Genomic DNA, 20,299 nt, shown 5'->3' on the forward strand with positions numbered 1-20,299 from the left:
AAGAAATAATATAGTCAGAATTCAGAATCGAGAAGTCAGCATTGATTGTTATAAATCCTGATTCTTCTATTGCTGTTGTAAATTTGCCATAAAGACAGAGTTGGTGAAGAAAATTTTCACAGCAATAGTAACTGCTGCTGCTGCTTTGGGAAAAATAACTAACAGTGGATAGTAGTTACAGGCTTTCTCTCTATCTTAATTTTTCCTACGTATATTTGACCAAATATTTGCTAACTGTTCTAGAGTTTTTATACTTGTGACTGCTATCAACTTGCTGATTCCGGTTTTAATATCTCAACCCAAAACATCCCAATGCTGAATTTACAAGAAAATAGTTTAATTTTAATCGTAGATGATACTATCACAAATCTAGAAATTATCTCTGACGCATTGACTAATGCGGGATTTAGTGTGACTACAGCGAGAAATGGCGAAAAAGCACTTCAGCAAATTCAAGATAAGTTACCAGATTTAATTTTACTAGATGTAATGATGCCTGGAATCGATGGATTGGAAACTTGTCGAAAGTTAAAGACAGACTCCTTAACTCAAGATATCCCAGTAATTTTTATGACGGGAATTTCAGATACAGAAACTAAAGTCAAAGGTTTAAGTTTAGGAGCTGTTGATTATATTACTAAACCTTGTCAAAAAGAAGAAGTATTAGCAAGAATTAAAACCCACTTACAACTACGTTATTTAACTAAAACTTTAGAGCAAAGAGTTGCAGAAAGAACCGCCGAACTATCCCAAGCATTAAAAGATTTACAAGCATATCAACTGCAATTAATTCAGAAAGAAAAAATGTCGGCTTTAGGTCAGTTAGTCGCAGGTATTGCTCATGAAATTAATAATCCTGTGAGTTGTATTCATGGCAATCTGGCTCATACTACAAATTATTTTAATAACCTAATGAAGATAATTGACCTTTATCAGCAAAACTATCCTGAACCTGTAGCTGCTATTCAAGCCGAAATTGCAGAAACAGACTTAGACTATATGCGCTCTGACCTACCTAACTTAATTACTTCAATGAAAGAAGGAGTTCAGCGCATTCGTAACATCAGTACTAGTCTGCGGAATTTTTCGCGTTCTGATCAAGATCGGAAAGTTTTCTGTAATATTCATAATGGTATAGACAGTACAATTATGATTCTCAAACACCGCTTGAAAGCTTCCAAAATTCGCCCAGAAATCGAAGTGATGAAAAATTATGGCAATTTACCTTCTGTGACTTGCTTTAGCGGTCAATTGAATCAAGTATTTATGAATATTTTAACTAATGCTATTGATGCCTTAGAAGAGTCGAATATAGGGCGGAGCTATAGTGAAATTGAGCAGCATCCGAATCGCATTTGGATTACAACTTCTCTAAGTGAAGATAAACAGAATGCTTTGATTCGGATTAAAGATAATGGTGTGGGAATGTCTGCTGAGATTCAGCAAAAAATCTTTGAGCATTTATTTACGACTAAAGCAGTTGGGCAAGGTACAGGTTTAGGGTTATCAATTGCCCATCAAATTATTGTCGAAAAGCATCAAGGTAAATTGGATGTATATTCTGTACCAGGGAAAGGTTCAGAATTTACGATTACTATTCCAATTCATTAGGCTGATAAATGACGATAATTTTGACTAACGATGATGGTATTGATGCGCCTGGAATCAAAGCTTTGCTGAGGGCTGTGAACAGTGAAAATGTGATTGTTGCTGCGCCTAAAGATCATCAATCAGGTTGTGGACATCAAGTTACTACAACTCGTTCTATTAATATTCAACAGCGTTCCGAGCAGGAATATGCGATCGCTGGGACTCCGGCGGATTGTGTGAGAATAGCCATATCGCAAATTTGCCCAGAGACCAAACTAGTCTTATCTGGAATTAATGCGGGTGGAAATCTGGGTGTCGATGTTTATATTTCTGGGACTGTAGCTGCTGTGCGCGAAGCCGCTATGAATGGGATTGGGGGAATTGCTATTTCTCACTATCGCAAAGCCAAGCAAAATTTTGATTGGGAATTAGCCGCAAAATTAACAGCTGAGGTGTTGGCTGATTTAATTCCAAGACCTCTCGAACCCGGATGCTTCTGGAATGTAAATCTCCCCCACTTACAGCCAGGAGAACCAGACCCCAAAATGGTATTTTGTCAACCCTGTAATAAAGCTTTGCCGATTAATTATCGTGTGGATGGCAATGAATTTTATTATGTAGGGGAATATGGGAAACGCGATCGCACTCCTGGTAGTGATGTGGATGTTTGCTTTTCTGGCAATATCGCCATTACTCAGTTAAGAGTATAGGTACATCAGGAACTAATATCGTTTAACCTACGAAGACGGATGGTAAGCAGGAGACTGGAGAAGCCAGAAAATTCATTTGTCTCAAAAATTGTTTGAATTTCATCAACCAATTCCAAATCCAAAATTATTCTGTCTCCTGCTATCAATATTTACTGTTGACTCCTTCTCTATCTAACCTTTGCATCAAAGATGTTAACTTATCTAAAGTCTGGGTGAGTTGGGAGAGTTTCTGCACAGTATAATCTTGAGACTGCGCTAGGTTTTGCATGGTATCACACAAAGCAAAAATCTGATTGCCTTGCTGTTGTAACTGCCTGCCTTGAGCCTCAACTTGTAAACTCAGATGATCTAATCTTTCAGCGAGGCTTTCAATTGTTTCCGTAGTAGTAAGAACTGCTTCGCCAATCTGCTCAACAATCGATTCTAAGCGACTAACTTTAACTTCGACTCCACCTGAAATCATATTTCCACCATCCCATCATAAAATTATTAGTCCTGAACTCTAGCCTTAGTGTCTTTTTTTACTTATGCCCTTGTGGATAATCTCTGATATCTGCCCAGATATACAAGAGTGCCATCTGAAGTTAGTCTGAACAAATCTTTTGTAGGGATGTATTGTCCTTACTACTTAGTAATTTTTCTTAGCTACTTCAGTTTAGCCAGAAATTTAAATGAATCAATTAGTAGTTAATTTTGATATTCAAGCATTTTTTATACATAATATTTATACTTAAGTACTCTTTAAAAGATATCTGAAAAATTTTATGTAAATTTTACAAAAATTCATCAATTTAGTCTTCTTGATGAAGATTAAGTAAATATACCTTAAAAAGCTCCTGGGTAGCAAAAGGTAAAGTTTATATTTTGGGGGAAATTTAAGTAAATTTCCCCTGGTTAATTACAATTGGCTAGACAATGTACCAAACACAATTGCAAAGTCTTTGTCAAGTTCCTACTGGCAGAGTTTGGAAATTAGATACACCCCATTCTTCCGTAGATTCTAAATTCAAACGTTGTTTAGATATTTTAGGGAGTTTAGTGGGTTTAATCATTTTGGGTATTGTGTTTATACCGATAGCGATCGCCATTAAACTCGATAGTCCAGGCCCAATTTTATTTACTCAGGAACGTTACGGTCTGCAAGGACGACCTTTCAAACTCCGTAAATTCCGTTCAATGGTTGATGATGCTGAAAGACTCAAATCTCTAGTTCCCAATGAAGCTGAGGGATTAATCTTTAAAAATCAGCATGACTTTCGAGTGACGAAAGTCGGGCATTTTTTACGCCGTACCAGCTTAGATGAGTTGCCACAATTTTGGAATGTGCTGGTAGGTGAGATGAGTTTGGTGGGAACCCGTCCACCTACAGCTGATGAAGTAGCTAAGTATAATCAACGCCATTGGCAACGTTTGAATGTCAAACCGGGTTTGACTGGTGAATGGCAAGTTAATGGTCGTTCTCACGTCAAAGATTTTGAGAAAATAGTTGATTTGGACTTACGTTACCAAGAAAAATGGCATCCATTGTATGATTTATTGTTGATTACCAAGACTTTCTACGTCATCTTTGGCAAAGTTGGGGCTTTTTAAATCAATTAGTTGATACCCATAGTTAAAGAGACAAAACCAAGAGCGCAGATAGCAAAGCCTAACAGACTAATTTTTCTGGAGAGAATACTGGATAAATCTGCTTGATTCACCTGAGTAGCAATTTGGCTGACACTCTTTACCACTGCATACTGCGTCAAAGCTGCACCAAAAATATACATTACTGAGGGCATTGTTCCTGCCCCAATAATTGATTCACTATTAACATAACCGTGAAACAAACCTGCGATCGCTGTTAGTAGCAGTAGTGTGAACAACTTAGGCTGTTTGGCTCTCACCAATACCATACCAAAAGCAACACTCACTATTGCGATCGCAACTTCTGACACTGGTAAATTTATTTGCCAGAGAGTAATGATTGTGCCGAAAATATTAGCTGATATCAGCACAATGGCTATCCAGCTACAACTTTGGGTTCCGGCGGCGAGTAAACCGATGGCTAAGATACTCACGAACTCAGCCAAGACTAATACTGGATCTGCCATTCCCCACAAAAAGCCGTCCCAGGAATTAGAAATGTCATGGGGATATGCTAATCCAGTCCATGAACTCAGCAAACTAATCATAGCTAAAACCGCGATCGCACCAACATAACGTTGAAGTAATTTATCTTTGAACATAAGATATACCAAATTAGTTTTTCGGTATTTTATACTGCCCAACTCCCAAAACAAACTAACGCGATCGCTATCTAATTTTTGATGAATTTTTGGGGCTTCACAGCACTGATCATTTTCATAAAATTATTACTATTTGTTACAGTAATATCCCAAAGTTTTTTCTAACAAGTGTTTAAAGCTCAAATAACTTGTTTCATAAAATTATTAATATCGATGACAGTAATATCCCAAAGTTAGCTCCAAATAATTACAATGATTTGATAATGTTGTGTCTCAAGTTTTCAGATTGTAAACACCCCTGTACCCTGATTCCCCTACACCCAGTCTTAACACAAAATCTTTCTGCGTCAGTCCTAGTCAGTCAATGAATAAACCGTAAAATCACGCAGTAATGTTATTCAGATGAATTGAAGGCAAATTCTATGACTAGAGCATTTTCAGTTGCTCAAGCTGTAAAATTGAGCTTGATTTTAGGCGTGACCACTAGCAGTTTACTAGGAAGCAACTTCAAGGTTCATGCTGAGTCAGGAATCGGCGCACATCGCCAACCGCAAATTACAAGTGTCAAGCTGGCGCAAAATTCCTCAGCCATCAGCCGCTTTCAAACCTTTGCAGAAGCCGATGAACTCTATCAAAAAGGACAACTGCAAGCAGCAGAAAATCTTTACCGCAAAGTAAAACCTGAGTTTGAAACTAGTGATAGAAGACGTACTGCTATTTATGAAGTTGAAAAACTGCCGGGTGATGCTCAGGTATACTGGCGGAATGCCAATGAAGGTTTACAACAAAATTTAGACAGCAAGATTTTTTTACCGTTGCAACTATTACTAAGTAATTATCCAGAATTTATCAAAGGTCATTTACTGTTAGCTGAAGCTTGCCAGAATAAACCAGAAGCTTGTAAAAATAGTGCTAAAGATGGACAGCCAAAAAATGCTCTAGAAGTTCTCGAAAGAGCAGTAGAATTATATTCTGACGAGCCAGAATTACTCAAAGCGAAAATTAAAGCTTTAGAAAAAGAACAAAAGTTTTTAGAAGCTTCCATTGCTGCTAGACAATTTGCCACAATTTATGTTGATTATCCAGAAGCACCAGAGTTTGAACAATTTGCCGAAAAAAATCTCCAACGTCATCACGCCAAGCTGAATGATGATTTACGATTTCAAGGCATTTTTAGTGCATTAGTAGGTGGTGTAAAAGCATTTAGAACAAAAGATTGGCAAGCAGGAGTTTCTGGTTTTGAAACGGTGTCTATGCTTTTGCAAGGCGAATCTGCTTTTGGCAAAGAAGTTGCTGATAAATTAGTTAAAGAATATCAACAACAAGGTAAGTTATTAGAAGACCCCCAAGTTCTCAATTATGTACGTGGAATTGGCGGCAGATTAGAGCCTTTGATGGGGCGTAAGTTTGATTATGAATACTATGTCATTCAAGACAGTTCAATTAATGCTTTTGCCTTACCAGGGGGAAAAGTTTTTGTAAATACAGGAGCAATTCTGGCTGCGAATTCAGAAGCAGAATTGGCAGGGTTATTAAGTCATGAACTTGCTCATGCTGTTCTGTCTCATGGTTTTCAACGTGTTGCCCAAGGTAAGTTTGTCAGTAGTTTAAGTAATGTCATTCCTATGCCGGATATGTTGCAGGAAATGGTAGGTAAAGAACATAGCCGAGAAAATGAACGCCAAGCAGATATTTTAGGTACGAGAGTGTTAACCAAGGCTGGCTATGCTGCGGATGGTTTACGTAATTTGATGGCAACCTTAAATGCTAAATCTGGCGGAAAAACAGAAACTTCTTGGCAATCTACCCACCCGGCTCCCGCAGAACGAGTTACATATTTAGAGAATTTAATTCAAAGCAATAATTATAATCGTTATGCTTTTGAAGGAGTGAAAAAACACAAAGAAATTCAGGATTTAATTCAAGGAGTAACTCCGAGTATTGCGACAACAAATCCTGAATCTCAGCCAGCTAAAAAACCCCCTAAAGGAAATTCTAATACTAGAACTAAACCGACACGCGGCGTAGTAGCGATCGCATCTGGACAAACCAGAGATAATGTAGAGATTCGCATCGATGGCGGTAAGGTGGAAAGTAATCGAAACTTCACGATTAATTTTATTGTGGAAAATCGCAGCGATCGCCCCTTTGCATTTGTGCCTTTATATGCTGAAGTAGTAACAGAAAGTGGCAAAAAATTGAAAACTAGATTTTCATCCGCCCAAGCACAAATTCCAGCCAAGGGAACGCTTAAAGGTGAAGTGCAAGTATTAGGACAAGCCTGGAATAGTCAAGGTTCACAAAATCTAACTTTAGTGATTAAAGAAAGTACTGGTGGTGGGCGCATTTTCCGCATTCCATTCTAGAAAATCTTATCTAAGTTAATGTTAAATAGTCCGCTCAGTTTGTCGTGCGGACTTTGTTTATTTAGCCCTAGATTTCAGTATGATGGGCTATTTTATAAGAGGCAGGGGGCAGGGGGAACGGGGCAGGGGGAAAGGTAAAAACCTCACCCCTTGTGGGTGAAAGCTCCCTTGCTCATGAGTCTCCCTTGGTTGAAGCCCCACCCCTTGTGGGTGGTTTTTCTCCCCTGCTCCCTGCTCCCCTGCTTCTTCATTGTGGACAATAAAGTGTATATTTCCACTCAGTGGTGGATATATCTTTATTACCGATGACTTCTACCTTAACTCGCCCAGAATTACCTTTAAACTTCGCAGATACTTTATTACTACCTGAAACAAAATCTGTATCAATGAGAGTTTGTCCTTCATAGCTGACTTTTAATCTATCAGGAACGTTATACATTTCATAACTAATATTAATTTGACCTTCATTAGCGGTGAGTTGAATTTCTCGACTATCACCTTGTTGACCACCGCTCACTTGTTCTTGGTCGCAGAGTTTTAACCCTCTGGCTTCAGCTTGATAAACTTGTAATTCAATTGATTCAATTTGATTATCAAAAGTTCCTATTTTATCTTCTTGATTTTCTCCGTTATAGTTATATCTTTGTCCTATTTTGACTGGAATTCCTTGAGGATTTTTAGCTGATATCACATTTGCAATTCCTGCTATTACATCTATTTGAATTCCATTTGGTGTATTGCGGGTTTGGAATAAGTTTATATCCTTAACTACAGGAGCGATAATTACTTCATCTTGCTCAGAATTAATTACATGCAGCGCACAAAATTTGGCTTTTTGACTTTGAGATTGTTCCCAAAGTTTAGCTACTGTATCTTTCATCCCAGAACCACTACTTTTTTCACTGAAAGATTGATTGTTGGCACAGTTGACGGTGGCAATTAAGTTTTCATTTCTGAGACTCCAATCATCTCTAGTAATCGCTGCACATTCTTTACCACCACTTGTCTGACATTGTTGTATTGGTTCTTCACAAGGGTCACTAGCAGAAACACCACTCCAGCCGCGGCCATCTGCGGCAGCAACACTACAATATTGCAATTTAGTACCAGAATTTTGGGCTATAAATAACTGTTTAGCAGGATCAAAATTAGATGAATTTTTATCTAGAAATTTAGTTTGATTACGGACACCGCGCTGTACACGCACACCATATTCACAAGCACGGTTGCCACTACCTTGATTCGCCCATTCTATGAGTAAAGAATCTCCCTGTTTAGCTGTACAAGGTAAGTAATAAAGTGTTAATTGTTTATTTTTTGTACTGGCTTGGAGTTGTAGTCCCATATCCTTTCCCGACGCATTTTGAAAGCGTAATTGGGCGAAGGATTTACCATTACCTGGAAGGAATAAAGTATCATGTACTTTTTGTAGAAAACTACCAGCAACAGCAGGGCCATAGTTAGAACCACGGCGAATTGATAGTTCATGATTACCTAAAATTTGGTATATTTCTGCTTTTTCTGGGACATTGGCATAACTATTTGTTGTTGTTGCCACAGTATACAGAGGAATCACGAAAGTTGCGATCGCATATATCAATCTTTTGTGTCGTGGTTTTAACTTGCGGTTATTCATCGCTAACTCCAGAAAAGTTTAACTATGGTCATATACTGTGGAAATTCTGAAAATATTCGTAGGTATTTCCCCATCATTCTTGAATATTATGTAAAGATAATTTGTAAATTATGAAAATAGAGTTAAACACGTCAATTCATGCACCCTCGTCAAGAAATTGTTGAGATTTTTTCGAGCTTTCTGCAATTTTCATCAGGCGGTTCAACAAAATGGGTCACGGATAGCAAGCTCTATCGCAATATGAGTAATTACCTCAGTCAGTATTCTGCCGCAGAACGTTCTACATCTGATTGGGCATTATATTGGCACGAGGTTTGGCAAAATCAGCCAAAAAGTCTGGCGAGGGGTCATTTGTATGCTTACTTACAAGAAGTTGGTTACAAAGCGGCTACAAAAGTCAAACCGCGATTTACGTTGCCACAATATACTTTAGCGGACTATTTTCAAATAGCGATCGCATATATTGATAAGGTGTTCACAGGATTTGACCCCCAGCGACAGTCTAATTTAGAAGCTTTTGCGTATCGGGTGTTTTGTAATCTCATCAAAGATGGACTACTCAAAGAAGGGCTAGAAGAAGCAAGTATTAGAAGCGATTGGTCATTATTACTACACAGTAGTCAAAAACTGCTTCATAAAGCCTTAGCACAGCGTGGGTTATCCGCTACAGAAATTGCACCTTATATTTTTGCTTGGGAATGCTTCAAGGTAATTTATGCGCCCACAAAACCCAAGGGAAACCGCCAGCTTACCGCCCCTGATTTGATTGTATGGGAAGCGATCGCCCAACTTTACAATCAAGAACGAATTCAGCAACTACCACCATCAGATGCGAAAACTATCCAAAAATGGCTAGAAGCTTGTATCAAAGCTATTCGGGCTTACACGGCTCCACCCACTGCTTCTTTAGATGCGTCGGTATTTAACGAAGATAATACATTGCAAGATATCTTACCTAGTGGCGATGCTACTCCCTTAACAAAACTACTAGATGAGGAAGAAGCAGAAATCCGTAAATCTCTCTGGGCAGAGATAAATTCCCTATTAAGTAATAGCATCACCAATCTTGACGCACAAAGGCAAGAGCTACTGAAAATGTACTACGGTGAAGGACTCACCCAAAAAGAAATATCTCTCAAGCTAGGGATATCTCAGCCAACTGTGGTGCGCCGACTCCAAAAATTCAAATCTGAATCACTCATCACATTAGCGCAATGGTCACAAACCACCCAGAATATTTCTTTGAGTCCAAACGTAATCAATAACATGAATGGATTGATTGATGAATGGCTAGAAAAATACTACAAAAATCACAATGAAGTGTAGCAGATTCATCATTATCAGGAATCTCCTACTCTGCGCTCTCTGCGTCTCTGCGGTTCGTAATATAAATTTCACAAGATATTGTTTTATGAGCGACCAACAAAAAGTAATTGAATTAATCAAACGTTTGCCACCAGATGTTTCAATTCACCACATAATTCAAGAGATTAAATTCCTCGCCGCTATTCATGAGGGATTAGATGAAATTAGCAGAGGTAAAGAATATCAATTGACACAGTTGAATAGATAATTAAATCATGAACTATCTTAATTCTCTAGCGATATCAACTATTGCCATCGAATCATGCGTGGAGATATCAGAAACTACACAGGATACAGTTTGGCAGCAAAGTCAGAATTTTTCCACACCCAGTACTCGCCTACAAGCTTATTTAAATCGACTTTGCTTGTTAACTGTTCTACCTTGGTTAGAAGAAATATGGGGAATTATCGCCAAGCCTGCACCAAATTTTGCTGTTTTGCATAGCTTTTGGGAAGTAGTAAATGGGACAGCGATTACTATTAATCAAACTCGGCTAATATTAATTCCGAGTTTAGCAATTGATATCAATGAAATTCGCGTTCCCCAAGAATGGGTGGATATTCCCAGTTGGGCTGGTGATTATTATTTAGCTGTGCAAGTTAATACTGAAGATGGTTGGGTAAAAGTTTGGGGATATACAACCCATTTGCAACTTAAACAACCAAGTAATTATAGTGCAGGCGATCGCACTTATGCTTTAGATTATGAAGACCTCATCCACGACTTAGATATATTGTGGGTAACTCGTCAACTTTGTCCTGATGCGCCAACAAAAACTAAAGTGGAACCTCTCGCTAATTTATCATTAACCCAAGCAAATAGTTTACTAGAAAGATTAGGCAATCCGGCTGTAACATTTCCTAGACTTGCAGTTCCCTTTAGCTTATGGGGAGCATTGCTAGAACACGGCGGTTGGAGACAAAGATTATATGAACTACGTACCGGAATTTCCGAGCAATGGTCAATTATTCAATGGGTACAAACAGGAATTTCTGATGTAGCCCAACAACTGAGTTGGAATTATTTAGATTTAGAAACTAGTTTTGGTAGTAGAGGCATAGCCCAAACAAATGAGCCAGTGATTTTGACTCGTCATTTGATAATTACTGGTCAAAATTACGAGTTGCAAGTGCAGTCTACTGGCGAGATTACATCAGGAATTTGGGTTATAGAATTGCATAGTTTATCATTACAAGGTTTAATTCCTAGCGGGTTTAAATTGCGGTTATTAACTGAAGATTTACAACCATTTCCCGATAATGAATGTGTTGCGGATACAGCGACAGAAAAATTAGCAATTGAATTACAACTAGAAGCGGGGGAAGCTTTAGTATGGGAGATTGAACCAACGCCAGAAAACTATGAGCGAGAAATATTGAGATTTTAACACTTTATCATTCTCAGCGTAACTCCGCGCTTACTCAGCGTACCTTTGCGTTTAAAAATTAGTAAATAATATCATACTATTTATACTATCAAAGTATGCCCCGTGCCATTATCAAAACAGATGTCAAAAAACTTTGGTGTTTAGTCATTGGAATTAATGAATATCAAGATAAAAATCTGCGTGCATTGCGTTATGCTGTTGCAGATTGTCAAGGATTTGCTCAGGCTGTAAAACAAGCAAATCACAAATTTATCCACACAGAAATAATTGAGCATCATTCCCAAGCATTGCCAGCACCTTCATTAGCAGAAATTCGCGCTAGTTTTCAGCATATAGTTAAATCTGCTAACCCCCAAGATACAGTTTTATTCTATTTTTGTGGACATGGAATTCTGGAGCCAGAAAGCCAGCAGGCTGTGTTGTGTTTAACTCATACTCAAACAGATGATTTACTCAACACTAGTTTGACGATGCAAGAACTGTTGACAGTGTTGGGTAATTGTCAAGCTGCTCAACAAATAGTAATTTTAGATGCTTGTCATAGTGGCAGTTTTACTCTGAGAAATTCACCCACACCTCAGATGTTAGAACAACTGCAAAAAGTTGCTGTTCAGAAAAAACAAACAGGATATAGTCAAGGATTTTATGCCTTACTTTCTTGCGATAAAGAACAGTTATCATGGGAGTTTCCCGATTTAGGTCATGGGGTATTTATCTATTTTTTAATTCGTGGGTTATTAGGTGAAGCGGCTGATGCGCGGGGAGAAATTGAAGTTAAATCGCTCTACAAATATATTTATCATCAGACACTCCAGTATATTGATAAGCTTAACCAAGGACTGCGGTTAATTAATCAACAAAAACGTAGCCGTGGTGATACTGATGGGTTAAAAAAAGAACAACCACAGCAAACTCCTAAATTGATTGTAGAAGCAGTGGGGGAATTAGTTCTTGGGTATAAAGCCACAGAAATCGAATTGCGATCGCACAGGCAAGCTTTAATAGTAAATGGGCTATCAGATGGGGAAATAACTCCTGAAATTAGTAAAATGTTGGCTGGTGCGGGTGGTTTTGATTTGAGATATTGGCATCCCCAAGCACGAGATTTGCCAGATGTCCGCCAAGCGATTCAAAATTGCTTACTCAATCAAGCATCGTCAGCCAGTTTAGAAGATGCAACATCATTACTTTATCTGCGGGGAAGAATTGAAGAGACAACCACAGGTGAAGCTTTTTTAGTCATTAGTGATGAAATTAAACTTAGTCGTGATTGGTTACGCCAAAGTCTGCGTCAGTCAAATATTGCCCAACAAATTGTAGTTTTAGATTGTCTTGTAGACGCACAAAATACTGCATCTCTCCAGAATTGGCTAGAAGATTTACAACAAGAATCAGAAATTAGTCAGTGTTTAATTATTGGTGCAGCTACTATTGAAAATGCCGAAGAATTTGCTACAGCTTTACTGACAACTTTGCAAACATCCAACTTACAAACAGGTTTATCTGTTGCTGGCTGGATTATGGGTGTACAGGGCGAACTTGCAGAAAGTCAAATTTGGCGTAATTATTGGCTAGGGGGAATGCAAGGAGTAATTGAAATTTTACCTGCAACTTCACAACAAAAATCCCAACGAGTTGATTTAGGGATTTGTCCTTATATGGGATTAAGAGCTTTTAGTGAAAAAGATGCAAAATATTTCTTCGGTCAAGAAGTTCTCACCCAAAGAATAATTAATGAAGTTAATCATAAATCTTTTTTGGCAGTAGTTGGTGCTTCTGGAAGTGGTAAATCTTCCGTAGTCCAAGCAGGATTAATGGCACAGTTAAGGTTAGGTAAACAACTTCCGGGAAGTGAAACTTGGCTAATTAAATATTTGCGTCCTGGAGAAAAACCCCTGCAAGAATTAGCCAAAATTATGGCAGATAGTGAAGAAAATCCCTTACAAGCTGAAGGGTTATTACATTTAGGTGGTGAGGGTTTTGTTCATTGGTTACGCACCAGAAACGAGCCAATGGTAGTTTTGATTATTGACCAATTTGAAGAAATTTTTACGCTGGCGACGACAGGCGATCGCCAAGTTTTTTTAGATATTCTTTTAGAAGCTTTAGACTACGCATCTGACAGATTTAAATTAATCATTACTCTCCGCGCTGACTTTATTTCACCCTGTCTCGAACTACCCAAACTATCACAAAAATTACAAGCATCTCATGTTTTAGTTCCACCACGATTGAGTGCAGAAAATTATCGCCAGATTATCGAAAAACCAGCAGAACAGGTAGAATTAAAAGTGCAGTCTGGTTTAGTGGAATTGCTGTTAAGCGATTTACAACAATCGGTGGGAGATTTACCTTTACTGCAATTTGTTTTAGAACAGTTGTGGGAACACCGCGACCAAAATACAGGTGAATTAACAGTTTCAGCTTACCGTGATAAAATTGGTGGTATAAAAGTAGCTTTAGAACTCAAAGCTCAAGCCATTTATGATAGTTTATCCCCAAAAGAACAGAAAATAGCCCAATGGATTTTTCTGTCTTTAACTCGTCTGGGACAAGGTACAGAAGATACTAAAAAACAAGTCCATAAATCCCAGTTATTGCAAGGTAAATATCCACAATATTTAGTTGAAAAAACTCTGCAAAAGTTTATTGATGCCAAATTAATTGTTGTTAATTTACCAGAAAACGAGGCAAATATTGGGCAGAGTCGCACTGCTGATTCCATTTCTCAGGAATTAGAAATCCTGAAAAGTGAAGTGACTATAGAAGTAGCTCACGAAATCTTAATTCGTCATTGGTCGAGTTTACGTTGGTGGTTGGATGAAAACCGCGATCGCTTATATCAACAAGAGCGTTTAGAAAAGAAACGCAAAGAATGGGAACAAAAGCGAAAGCACCCCGATTTTCTTTTGCAAAAAACTCAACTCACAGAAGCAGAAGCATATTATCAAAAATACAAAGATTACCTCACACCCCAAGAAAAAGAATATATCCAAGCTAGTAAACAAGCGCGGCTAAAAAATCGTTTTTTACTAGGTAGTACCAGTACCATTACTTTATTATTAATTGCTGCTTTTAGTATATTTGCTTGGCAACAACAACAGCAAAATCAGTTAGCTCAAATCATCCGCTACAGTTCATTTAATATTATTACGCCTGACATTGCCAAAACAACATTAAATAGTCTACCTGCATTATTGAATAATGCTCATAAACATCAACAAGCTGGGGATATCAACCAAGCATTGGATGATTATCGGCAGATTTGGCGGATTACTTTGAATTTACAAGACAAAATTAGTCAAGAACCACAAAAATTTGCTGATATTTTCAAGCACAAAACTACACTGCAACAAGCCTCCCAAAAAGCTGAAAAATCCTTAGCAGAAATCATTAAAAAAACTAGACTGTCTACTTTAGAAGCTGAACTCCAACAAGGTAGATTTGGTGATTTAGTGGATACTGATTTTGCCAAGTTAGAAAATCAATATACAGGCGCACTCAAAACATCTTATGCAATTTTGATGCGTGAACAAGGTGCGAAAGCTGATGCCAATAATGATGGTTATCTCACCGAAGGAGAAGAAAAACTTCTACCTTGTGAAACTCTAAAAGATATTGAAACATTGTGGCGGAAATATACAGAAAATCGGTGTAATTGGACAGATGAATCTACTTGTAGAGAATTACAAGGACAAAACCTCACAATTAAGTTATCATTTCCGCCCAGTGCTTATCTTTTAAAAAGGCGCTGGGAGGAGTGTCAAGTGATAGTAGGAGGTAGTGGTTTGACTGCGCTCACCAACCAGAGGCAGAAGGCAGGAGGTAAAAATCTTACTATGCTTGGCATTCGTGCTTTTTAAATATCCTTACCTATACTTCTCCTTTCTTAAAGAAAAATGCAGAAATAATTGCAATCAACTGAGCAAATTTATCTCTCTCATCAAGATAGTCAGTTAAAATAATTAGGGTATTCATACTTCAACGCCAATGAATATTAATATTGATATACCTGATGAAATGCGCGTTTATCTAGAGGCACAAGTGATGGCAGGTGCTTACAGTAGTATTGGTGAATATTTTCTAGATTTGGTCAAGCAAGACCAAAAAAATAAAGCTCAAGCTAAGTTAGAAGCTCTTTTGCAAGCAGGGATTGATTCCCCAGGACAGGAAATAACACCAGAATATTGGCAAAATTTGCGTTCTACTGTTTTAGAACAGAATAGTATAGGTAACTCAGGCGACACATGAACTATCGGTTAATTATTAAAGACCGAGCAACACAAGATTTGCGACTTCTGGCAAATTATATATTGGTTAATGGAAATAGGGATGTAGCAGTTAAATTCTTAAATGCTGCCGAAATGACGTTTGCTCAGTTGCAAAAGACTCCTGGTATGGGAAAAGTAACGCAATTAGTTGTATCGAGTTTAGGTGAAATTCGACAATGGCGCATCAAAGATTTTCAGGATTATTTGATTTTCTATCGGATTGAAGATACTACTATTGAAATTCTTCGAGTACTTCATGGAGCAAGAGATATAGCAGATGTACTTAGCGAATTAGACGAAGAACCTTAACCCAAAATCAGCTTCATCTTGACACCTGCATTCTCATTATTTGGATTAACGCAACAATTCCTCGACTTGATGTTGACTCCACAAAATTCTATACAAGCCTTCTTGCTGCACTAAGTCTACATGATTGCCGGCTTGGACAATTCTACCTTTATCCATGACTAAAATTCGGTCGGCTGCTGCTGCTGCTGATAGTTGGTGGGTGATAAAAATTACTGTTTTGCGGCTAGTTCCACTAGAAAGATTTTTGAGAATTTTGGCAGCAGTTTGATTATCAACGCTAGATAAAGCATCGTCCAAAATTAACACTGGTGCATCAACTAACATGGCTCTAGCTAAGGCTGTGCGTTGTCTTTGTCCACCAGATAAGGTAATACCGCGTTCACCTACCAGAGTTTCATATTGTTGGGGGAAATTAATAATTTCGGGATGAATCTGAGACATGACAGCGACAGATTCAACGTCTTGTTGTTCCCGCCTTGGGTCAGCGTAACGGATATTATTTTTGATGGTAGTACTGAATAAAAAACTATCTTGGGGAACATAAGCGATCGCACTCCGCAAATCTGCTAAGGCAATTTTGGTAATATCCACCCCATCTAAAAATAATTGTCCGGGAGCAATATCTAACAACCGGGGTAAAGCATTGGCCAAAGTAGATTTCCCTGAACCAATTGCGCCAACAATCGCTACAGTTTCTCCAGGCGCAATTGTAAAATTGACTTGATCTAAAGCTGGTGTCGTTGCTTCTGGGTAAGTAAAGCTGAAGTTTTTGGCGCTGATTTCTCCCTTGACTTCTGCCACGGTTAAATTGACCACATCAGCCGTGTCTTGAATTTTGGGAGTGACGCTGAGAATCGATTCTAAGCGATCAATACTAACTTCACCCCGTTGATAGGTGGTAATGGTAAAACCTAATAAAGCTGTGGGAAATACCAACCGTTCTACATAAATTAGCAGTGCTAAAAAGTCGCCTACTGCTAAAGTTCCGCCAGAAATTCTGGTGGTTCCTAACCAAATAATAATTAAAGAACTGAGATTAGCTAAACCGCCAATTAAAGGAAACAACACATTACGGCTTTTGGCTAATTGTAAGTTAGCTCTTAATAGCTGTTGATTCTTTTTAGCAAAGGCTTGGCGCTCGTTTTCTTCTTGAGCGTAAATTTTAATTAAGGCAATGCCGCTAATATCTTCTTGAATTAGTTCACTAATATCAGAGAGTTTTTCTTGGACTTCGGCTTGTTGTTTGCGGAGGCGATCGCTAAACAAATGCACCAACAAAAACATCATCGGATACACTGCCAAAGAATATAGCGTCATATCGGCACTAATCGCCAACATGACTGGCAGTGTCAAAGCATAAGCAAAAAAAGTATTGGCTAAACTCAGTACAGCAAAACCCAATAAACGCCGGATATTTTCCACATCGCTGGTAGCACGATTAATTAAATCTCCGGCGGTATTGGTAGCAAAATAAGCTGGTTCTAACTTGAGTAAATGTTCAAAAATCCGTTGTTTTAGGTCAAATTCTACCTGTCGTCCTACACCAAATAGCCAAATTCGAGAAGCCATGCGGATTAACCACATTGCTGAACTCAACAAAACAATGATTACTACATAATGTATGAGTTGGTTCCAACTAAATTGGGTTGATAGTCTATCAACGCAACCGCGAATCAACCAAGGAATATAAACGCCCAAGCCATTGACAGACAACAAAGCAAAAATGCCTAATGTTGCCTCTACCCAATGAGGACGCAGGTAAGCACCGAGTTTAGCTAGTCGTCGAGATTTTGCCATTACAGCAACTTTGTAACTCCATCATCCTAAAACAAACGGATCGTAGGTTTATATTTTATCTACAAAGAATTCAGGAGTGTGTCATCAGAATTCAGTAGAGAAAATTATCTGCTGAATTCTCATCCTAAATTGCAGTCAAAGATAGTAGTACAACGCTACGGAAATAAAGATATCATTTCAAGTTGGTGAAAAGCTTGTGATATAAGCTTTTTGACTTTTGACTTCCGCGTAGCGGTAGTAGTTAGGCGTGGGAGTAGCGATACTATTTCTGATTGCCACTTAGGTTCAATGCTGAATTCAGGTTTTTTAAATAAGGCCAGCCACTAGGGGATAGCATTGCGGCCTTGTTAATTTTACTTTTTTAACCCTAGGACTGGCGACCACGTAAGAAAAAGTAAACTTGGTTAAGGTAACTTTCCCAAACTTGGGTAGTAAGTTGGAGTGTTTCCGCACTGGGGACAAAATCCTCTAGTCGCAAACCCCGTTCTCGAATTTGCTGGGGATTTTGTAACAGGTAAGGCGGGATTTTGATATCCGCAGCGTTAAATGCGATCGCATTTACATCACTAGTTGTTGCACCAGGATTTAATGCAACCAGTACTTCCGAACCAGTCGCCCCGGCTGGCAGATAATTTCTGACTAGTGCCTGATTTGTTAAAGTGGAATTAATAGCTGTTGCCGCAATTGGTGATCTCACCAAAAAATAAGCGATCGCTGGTGTACTAGACAACAGCAAAATAATCAGCGATGCAGCTAGTAATGTTCCCCCTGGTTTTGCTATCCCACCATCCTTAATTTTTTGGGCGGCAAAAATCATCATTAACACTGATGCACCCAAGGGTTTGAGTGGAAAGGAGATCACCCTCCACAAAGAAGCCACAGCTGGTTCATTGGGATTAATGAACGACAACGCTATGACAACCAAAATAATCACCAAGACCACCCTTCCGGCGAAAGTTCCTTGAGGATAGAACCTCTGGAACAAAGAATATACGATAGTGCCTACAAGCAGCCACAGTAGTACGCGGCTCAACAATATGAACATAGAGTAACTCTCAAATTTTCTAGTGCGATCAGCCTAGGTTTGGAGCAAGATTGTGTATTTGACCGTCAAATTGTAATCGCACTTTTACTTGACTGCAAATATTACCAGCCTCACACCTAAAGACTACCGTCGTAGTGATTTTAGAGCAATTTTTTGACACTGCGTCTATTATTTATAATTTTCCAGGTGAGAAAAAATTTTTTCTGTCACCCTTACACCCTTACATCCCTACACCCATAATTAATTGAGGAATTTTTAACTCAGAGGGGAAAAACTATGTCGCTGCAAAAAACCAGCATTTTAGTCACCGGGGGCGCAGGATACATCGGTTCTCATACTGTACTGGCTCTCAAGCAAGCAGGTTATGACGTGGTAATACTTGATAACCTGGTCTACGGTCATCGAGAGTTGGTAGAACAAGTTTTACAGGTAGAACTGGTAGTTGGGGATACCAACGATCGCTCTTTATTGGATGAATTATTTAAAACCCGTAATTTTGCGGCTGTGATGCACTTTTCTGCTTATGCTTACGTAGGCGAGTCCGTGACTGACCCCGCAAAATATTACCGTAACAATGTGGTCGGTACGCTGACTTTATTAGAAGCAATGCTGGCTGCATCCATTCACAAGTTCGTATTTTCTTCTACCTGCGCCACCTACGGAGTCCCAGAAGTCGTCCCAATTCCCGAAGACCATCCCCAAGACCCAATCAATCCTTATGGGGCTACTAAACTGATGGTAGAGCGGATTTTATCTGATTTTGATGTTGCTTATAATTTAAAATCAGTCCGGTTCCGCTACTTTAATGCGGCTGGTGCGAATCCTGATGGTTTACTAGGTGAAGACCACAACCCAGAAACTCACTTAATCCCTTTGATATTACTGACAGCTTTGGGTAAGCGGGAGTCTATCTCGATTTTCGGCACAGATTACCCCACACCTGATGGTACTTGTATTCGTGATTATATTCATGTGAACGATTTAGCTGATGCCCATGTTTTAGGACTGGAATATTTATTACAGGGTGGCGATAGCGAAGTATTTAACTTGGGTAATGGTAACGGTTTTTCCGTGCGTGAAGTGATTGCGGCGGCTGAGTCAGTAACAGGCTTATCAATTCCCGTCCAAGAATGCGATCGCCGTCCTGGTGATCCACCTGTTTTAATTGGTAGTAGTGAAAAAGCCAGAAAAATCCTCGGCTGGCGATCGCAATATCCAGCGATCCAAGATATTGTGAGTCATGCTTGGCAATGGCATCAAAAGCGACACAAATAGAAGTGTGAAGTATGAAGTGTGAAGTATGAAATTTTTCTGTTCACTCTTCATACTTTCTCTTTTATTTCTGAGAAAAATAAAATTTCAGTCAAAAGATTTAGGCTTGATTCTGTCGTTTTTCTAGGTGATGTTGGTGTAATTGGGGAAAGTTGTCTAAATCTTCTATTGTTTGCGGAGCGGGAAAAATTTCACTGCTATTAGAGCTAAACCTATCTAAATAAATCTGAAAAGCTGCTTCATCTTCTCGATGTTCAAGGATATATCTACGTAGTTCACTACGAGTCATTGACATAAAATCATATTTACTCATAAATATCTC

17 protein-coding genes are annotated in these 20,299 nt (G+C 38.7%); 11 read left to right on the forward strand and 6 right to left on the reverse strand.

What is annotated here, in order from left to right:
* Positions 1-312: 312 nt before the first annotated feature.
* Entirely contained in the window at positions 313-1,611 is a 1,299-nt protein-coding gene (locus H6G74_RS11165; protein WP_190967739.1) for a hybrid sensor histidine kinase/response regulator, read from the forward strand.
* Positions 1,612-1,619: 8 nt separating this feature from the next.
* On the forward strand, positions 1,620-2,300 hold the full coding sequence (gene surE, locus H6G74_RS11170) for a 5'/3'-nucleotidase SurE (protein ID WP_190967740.1): 681 nt from the start codon (positions 1,620-1,622) through the stop codon (positions 2,298-2,300).
* 142 nt (positions 2,301-2,442) lie between these two features.
* Here the strand turns inward: surE and H6G74_RS11175 are convergent, their stop codons facing one another.
* Positions 2,443-2,763: a hypothetical protein gene (locus tag H6G74_RS11175; protein ID WP_190967741.1), complete on the reverse strand. Its 321-nt coding sequence runs from the start codon at positions 2,761-2,763 to the stop codon at positions 2,443-2,445.
* A 452-nt stretch (positions 2,764-3,215) separates the two neighbouring features.
* Between H6G74_RS11175 and H6G74_RS11180 the strand changes: the two genes are divergently transcribed.
* Complete coding sequence (locus H6G74_RS11180) at positions 3,216-3,890, forward strand: sugar transferase (protein WP_190967742.1); 675 nt, start codon at positions 3,216-3,218, stop codon at positions 3,888-3,890.
* Between the two features lie 5 nt (positions 3,891-3,895).
* On the opposite strand, the gene H6G74_RS11185 is transcribed toward H6G74_RS11180, so the two are convergent.
* Positions 3,896-4,528, reverse strand: a complete 633-nt coding sequence (locus H6G74_RS11185; RefSeq protein WP_190967743.1) for a HupE/UreJ family protein — start codon at positions 4,526-4,528, stop codon at positions 3,896-3,898.
* A gap of 422 nt (positions 4,529-4,950) precedes the next feature.
* Between H6G74_RS11185 and H6G74_RS11190 the strand changes: the two genes are divergently transcribed.
* Positions 4,951-6,894 carry a M48 family metallopeptidase gene (locus tag H6G74_RS11190; RefSeq protein WP_190967744.1) on the forward strand — a complete coding sequence of 648 codons (1,944 nt, stop codon included), beginning with the start codon at positions 4,951-4,953 and terminating at the stop codon, positions 6,892-6,894.
* Positions 6,895-7,141: 247 nt separating this feature from the next.
* Here H6G74_RS11190 and H6G74_RS11195 read toward each other — a convergent pair whose 3' ends face one another.
* Complete coding sequence (locus H6G74_RS11195; RefSeq protein WP_190967745.1) at positions 7,142-8,530, reverse strand: hypothetical protein; 1,389 nt, start codon at positions 8,528-8,530, stop codon at positions 7,142-7,144.
* 138 nt (positions 8,531-8,668) lie between these two features.
* Here H6G74_RS11195 and H6G74_RS11200 point away from each other — a divergent pair, with 138 nt between their 5' ends.
* From H6G74_RS11200 to H6G74_RS11225, 6 genes are all read left to right on the forward strand, one after another.
* Positions 8,669-9,856: a sigma-70 family RNA polymerase sigma factor gene (locus tag H6G74_RS11200; RefSeq protein ID WP_190967746.1), complete on the forward strand. Its 1,188-nt coding sequence runs from the start codon at positions 8,669-8,671 to the stop codon at positions 9,854-9,856.
* Between the two features lie 85 nt (positions 9,857-9,941).
* Entirely contained in the window at positions 9,942-10,103 is a 162-nt protein-coding gene (locus tag H6G74_RS11205; protein WP_190967747.1) for a hypothetical protein, read from the forward strand.
* Between the two features lie 7 nt (positions 10,104-10,110).
* A complete protein-coding gene (locus tag H6G74_RS11210; RefSeq protein ID WP_190967748.1) occupies positions 10,111-11,283 on the forward strand; it encodes a DUF1822 family protein in 1,173 nt (390 codons plus the stop codon).
* A 95-nt stretch (positions 11,284-11,378) separates the two neighbouring features.
* Positions 11,379-15,146 (forward strand): nSTAND1 domain-containing NTPase, encoded by a 3,768-nt coding sequence (locus tag H6G74_RS11215; protein WP_190967749.1) that lies wholly within the window; start codon positions 11,379-11,381, stop codon positions 15,144-15,146.
* A 127-nt stretch (positions 15,147-15,273) separates the two neighbouring features.
* Complete coding sequence (locus H6G74_RS11220) at positions 15,274-15,534, forward strand: ribbon-helix-helix domain-containing protein (protein WP_190967750.1); 261 nt, start codon at positions 15,274-15,276, stop codon at positions 15,532-15,534.
* The gene (locus H6G74_RS11225; RefSeq protein ID WP_190967751.1) at positions 15,531-15,863 is read left to right on the forward strand and encodes a type II toxin-antitoxin system RelE/ParE family toxin; all 333 of its coding nucleotides are present in this window, start codon (positions 15,531-15,533) and stop codon (positions 15,861-15,863) included. Before H6G74_RS11220 ends, H6G74_RS11225 begins: the two co-directional genes overlap by 4 nt.
* A gap of 45 nt (positions 15,864-15,908) precedes the next feature.
* On the opposite strand, the gene H6G74_RS11230 is transcribed toward H6G74_RS11225, so the two are convergent.
* Together H6G74_RS11230 and H6G74_RS11235 are read right to left on the reverse strand one after the other, a co-directional pair.
* On the reverse strand, positions 15,909-17,660 hold the full coding sequence (locus H6G74_RS11230; protein WP_190967752.1) for an ABC transporter ATP-binding protein: 1,752 nt from the start codon (positions 17,658-17,660) through the stop codon (positions 15,909-15,911).
* 367 nt (positions 17,661-18,027) lie between these two features.
* Positions 18,028-18,705 (reverse strand): hypothetical protein, encoded by a 678-nt coding sequence (locus tag H6G74_RS11235; RefSeq protein ID WP_190967753.1) that lies wholly within the window; start codon positions 18,703-18,705, stop codon positions 18,028-18,030.
* A 276-nt stretch (positions 18,706-18,981) separates the two neighbouring features.
* On the opposite strand from H6G74_RS11235, the gene galE reads away from it, so the two are divergent.
* Positions 18,982-19,980 carry a UDP-glucose 4-epimerase GalE gene (gene galE / locus H6G74_RS11240; RefSeq protein WP_190967754.1) on the forward strand — a complete coding sequence of 333 codons (999 nt, stop codon included), beginning with the start codon at positions 18,982-18,984 and terminating at the stop codon, positions 19,978-19,980.
* Positions 19,981-20,077: 97 nt separating this feature from the next.
* Here galE and H6G74_RS11245 read toward each other — a convergent pair whose 3' ends face one another.
* Positions 20,078-20,290 (reverse strand): DUF6887 family protein, encoded by a 213-nt coding sequence (locus H6G74_RS11245; RefSeq protein ID WP_190967755.1) that lies wholly within the window; start codon positions 20,288-20,290, stop codon positions 20,078-20,080.
* Between the last annotated feature and the right edge of the window lie 9 nt (positions 20,291-20,299).

Origin of the sequence: Nostoc spongiaeforme FACHB-130 (genome assembly GCF_014698475.1) — a bacterium.
GTDB classification, from domain to species: domain Bacteria; phylum Cyanobacteriota; class Cyanobacteriia; order Cyanobacteriales; family Nostocaceae; genus Nostoc_B; species Nostoc_B spongiaeforme.

What these genes read in the sequence shown, in the direction of transcription:
- H6G74_RS11165 (WP_190967739.1), top strand. Translation starts at nt 313, where the DNA reads ATGCTGAATTTACAAGAAAATAGTTTAATTTTAATCGTAGATGATACT.
- surE (WP_190967740.1), top strand. Translation starts at nt 1,620, where the DNA reads ATGACGATAATTTTGACTAACGATGATGGTATTGATGCGCCTGGAATC.
- H6G74_RS11175 (WP_190967741.1), bottom strand. Translation starts at nt 2,763, where the DNA reads ATGATTTCAGGTGGAGTCGAAGTTAAAGTTAGTCGCTTAGAATCGATT.
- H6G74_RS11180 (WP_190967742.1), top strand. Translation starts at nt 3,216, where the DNA reads ATGTACCAAACACAATTGCAAAGTCTTTGTCAAGTTCCTACTGGCAGA.
- H6G74_RS11185 (WP_190967743.1), bottom strand. Translation starts at nt 4,528, where the DNA reads ATGTTCAAAGATAAATTACTTCAACGTTATGTTGGTGCGATCGCGGTT.
- H6G74_RS11190 (WP_190967744.1), top strand. Translation starts at nt 4,951, where the DNA reads ATGACTAGAGCATTTTCAGTTGCTCAAGCTGTAAAATTGAGCTTGATT.
- H6G74_RS11195 (WP_190967745.1), bottom strand. Translation starts at nt 8,530, where the DNA reads ATGAATAACCGCAAGTTAAAACCACGACACAAAAGATTGATATATGCG.
- H6G74_RS11200 (WP_190967746.1), top strand. Translation starts at nt 8,669, where the DNA reads ATGCACCCTCGTCAAGAAATTGTTGAGATTTTTTCGAGCTTTCTGCAA.
- H6G74_RS11205 (WP_190967747.1), top strand. Translation starts at nt 9,942, where the DNA reads ATGAGCGACCAACAAAAAGTAATTGAATTAATCAAACGTTTGCCACCA.
- H6G74_RS11210 (WP_190967748.1), top strand. Translation starts at nt 10,111, where the DNA reads ATGAACTATCTTAATTCTCTAGCGATATCAACTATTGCCATCGAATCA.
- H6G74_RS11215 (WP_190967749.1), top strand. Translation starts at nt 11,379, where the DNA reads ATGCCCCGTGCCATTATCAAAACAGATGTCAAAAAACTTTGGTGTTTA.
- H6G74_RS11220 (WP_190967750.1), top strand. Translation starts at nt 15,274, where the DNA reads ATGAATATTAATATTGATATACCTGATGAAATGCGCGTTTATCTAGAG.
- H6G74_RS11225 (WP_190967751.1), top strand. Translation starts at nt 15,531, where the DNA reads ATGAACTATCGGTTAATTATTAAAGACCGAGCAACACAAGATTTGCGA.
- H6G74_RS11230 (WP_190967752.1), bottom strand. Translation starts at nt 17,660, where the DNA reads ATGGCAAAATCTCGACGACTAGCTAAACTCGGTGCTTACCTGCGTCCT.
- H6G74_RS11235 (WP_190967753.1), bottom strand. Translation starts at nt 18,705, where the DNA reads ATGTTCATATTGTTGAGCCGCGTACTACTGTGGCTGCTTGTAGGCACT.
- galE (WP_190967754.1), top strand. Translation starts at nt 18,982, where the DNA reads ATGTCGCTGCAAAAAACCAGCATTTTAGTCACCGGGGGCGCAGGATAC.
- H6G74_RS11245 (WP_190967755.1), bottom strand. Translation starts at nt 20,290, where the DNA reads ATGAGTAAATATGATTTTATGTCAATGACTCGTAGTGAACTACGTAGA.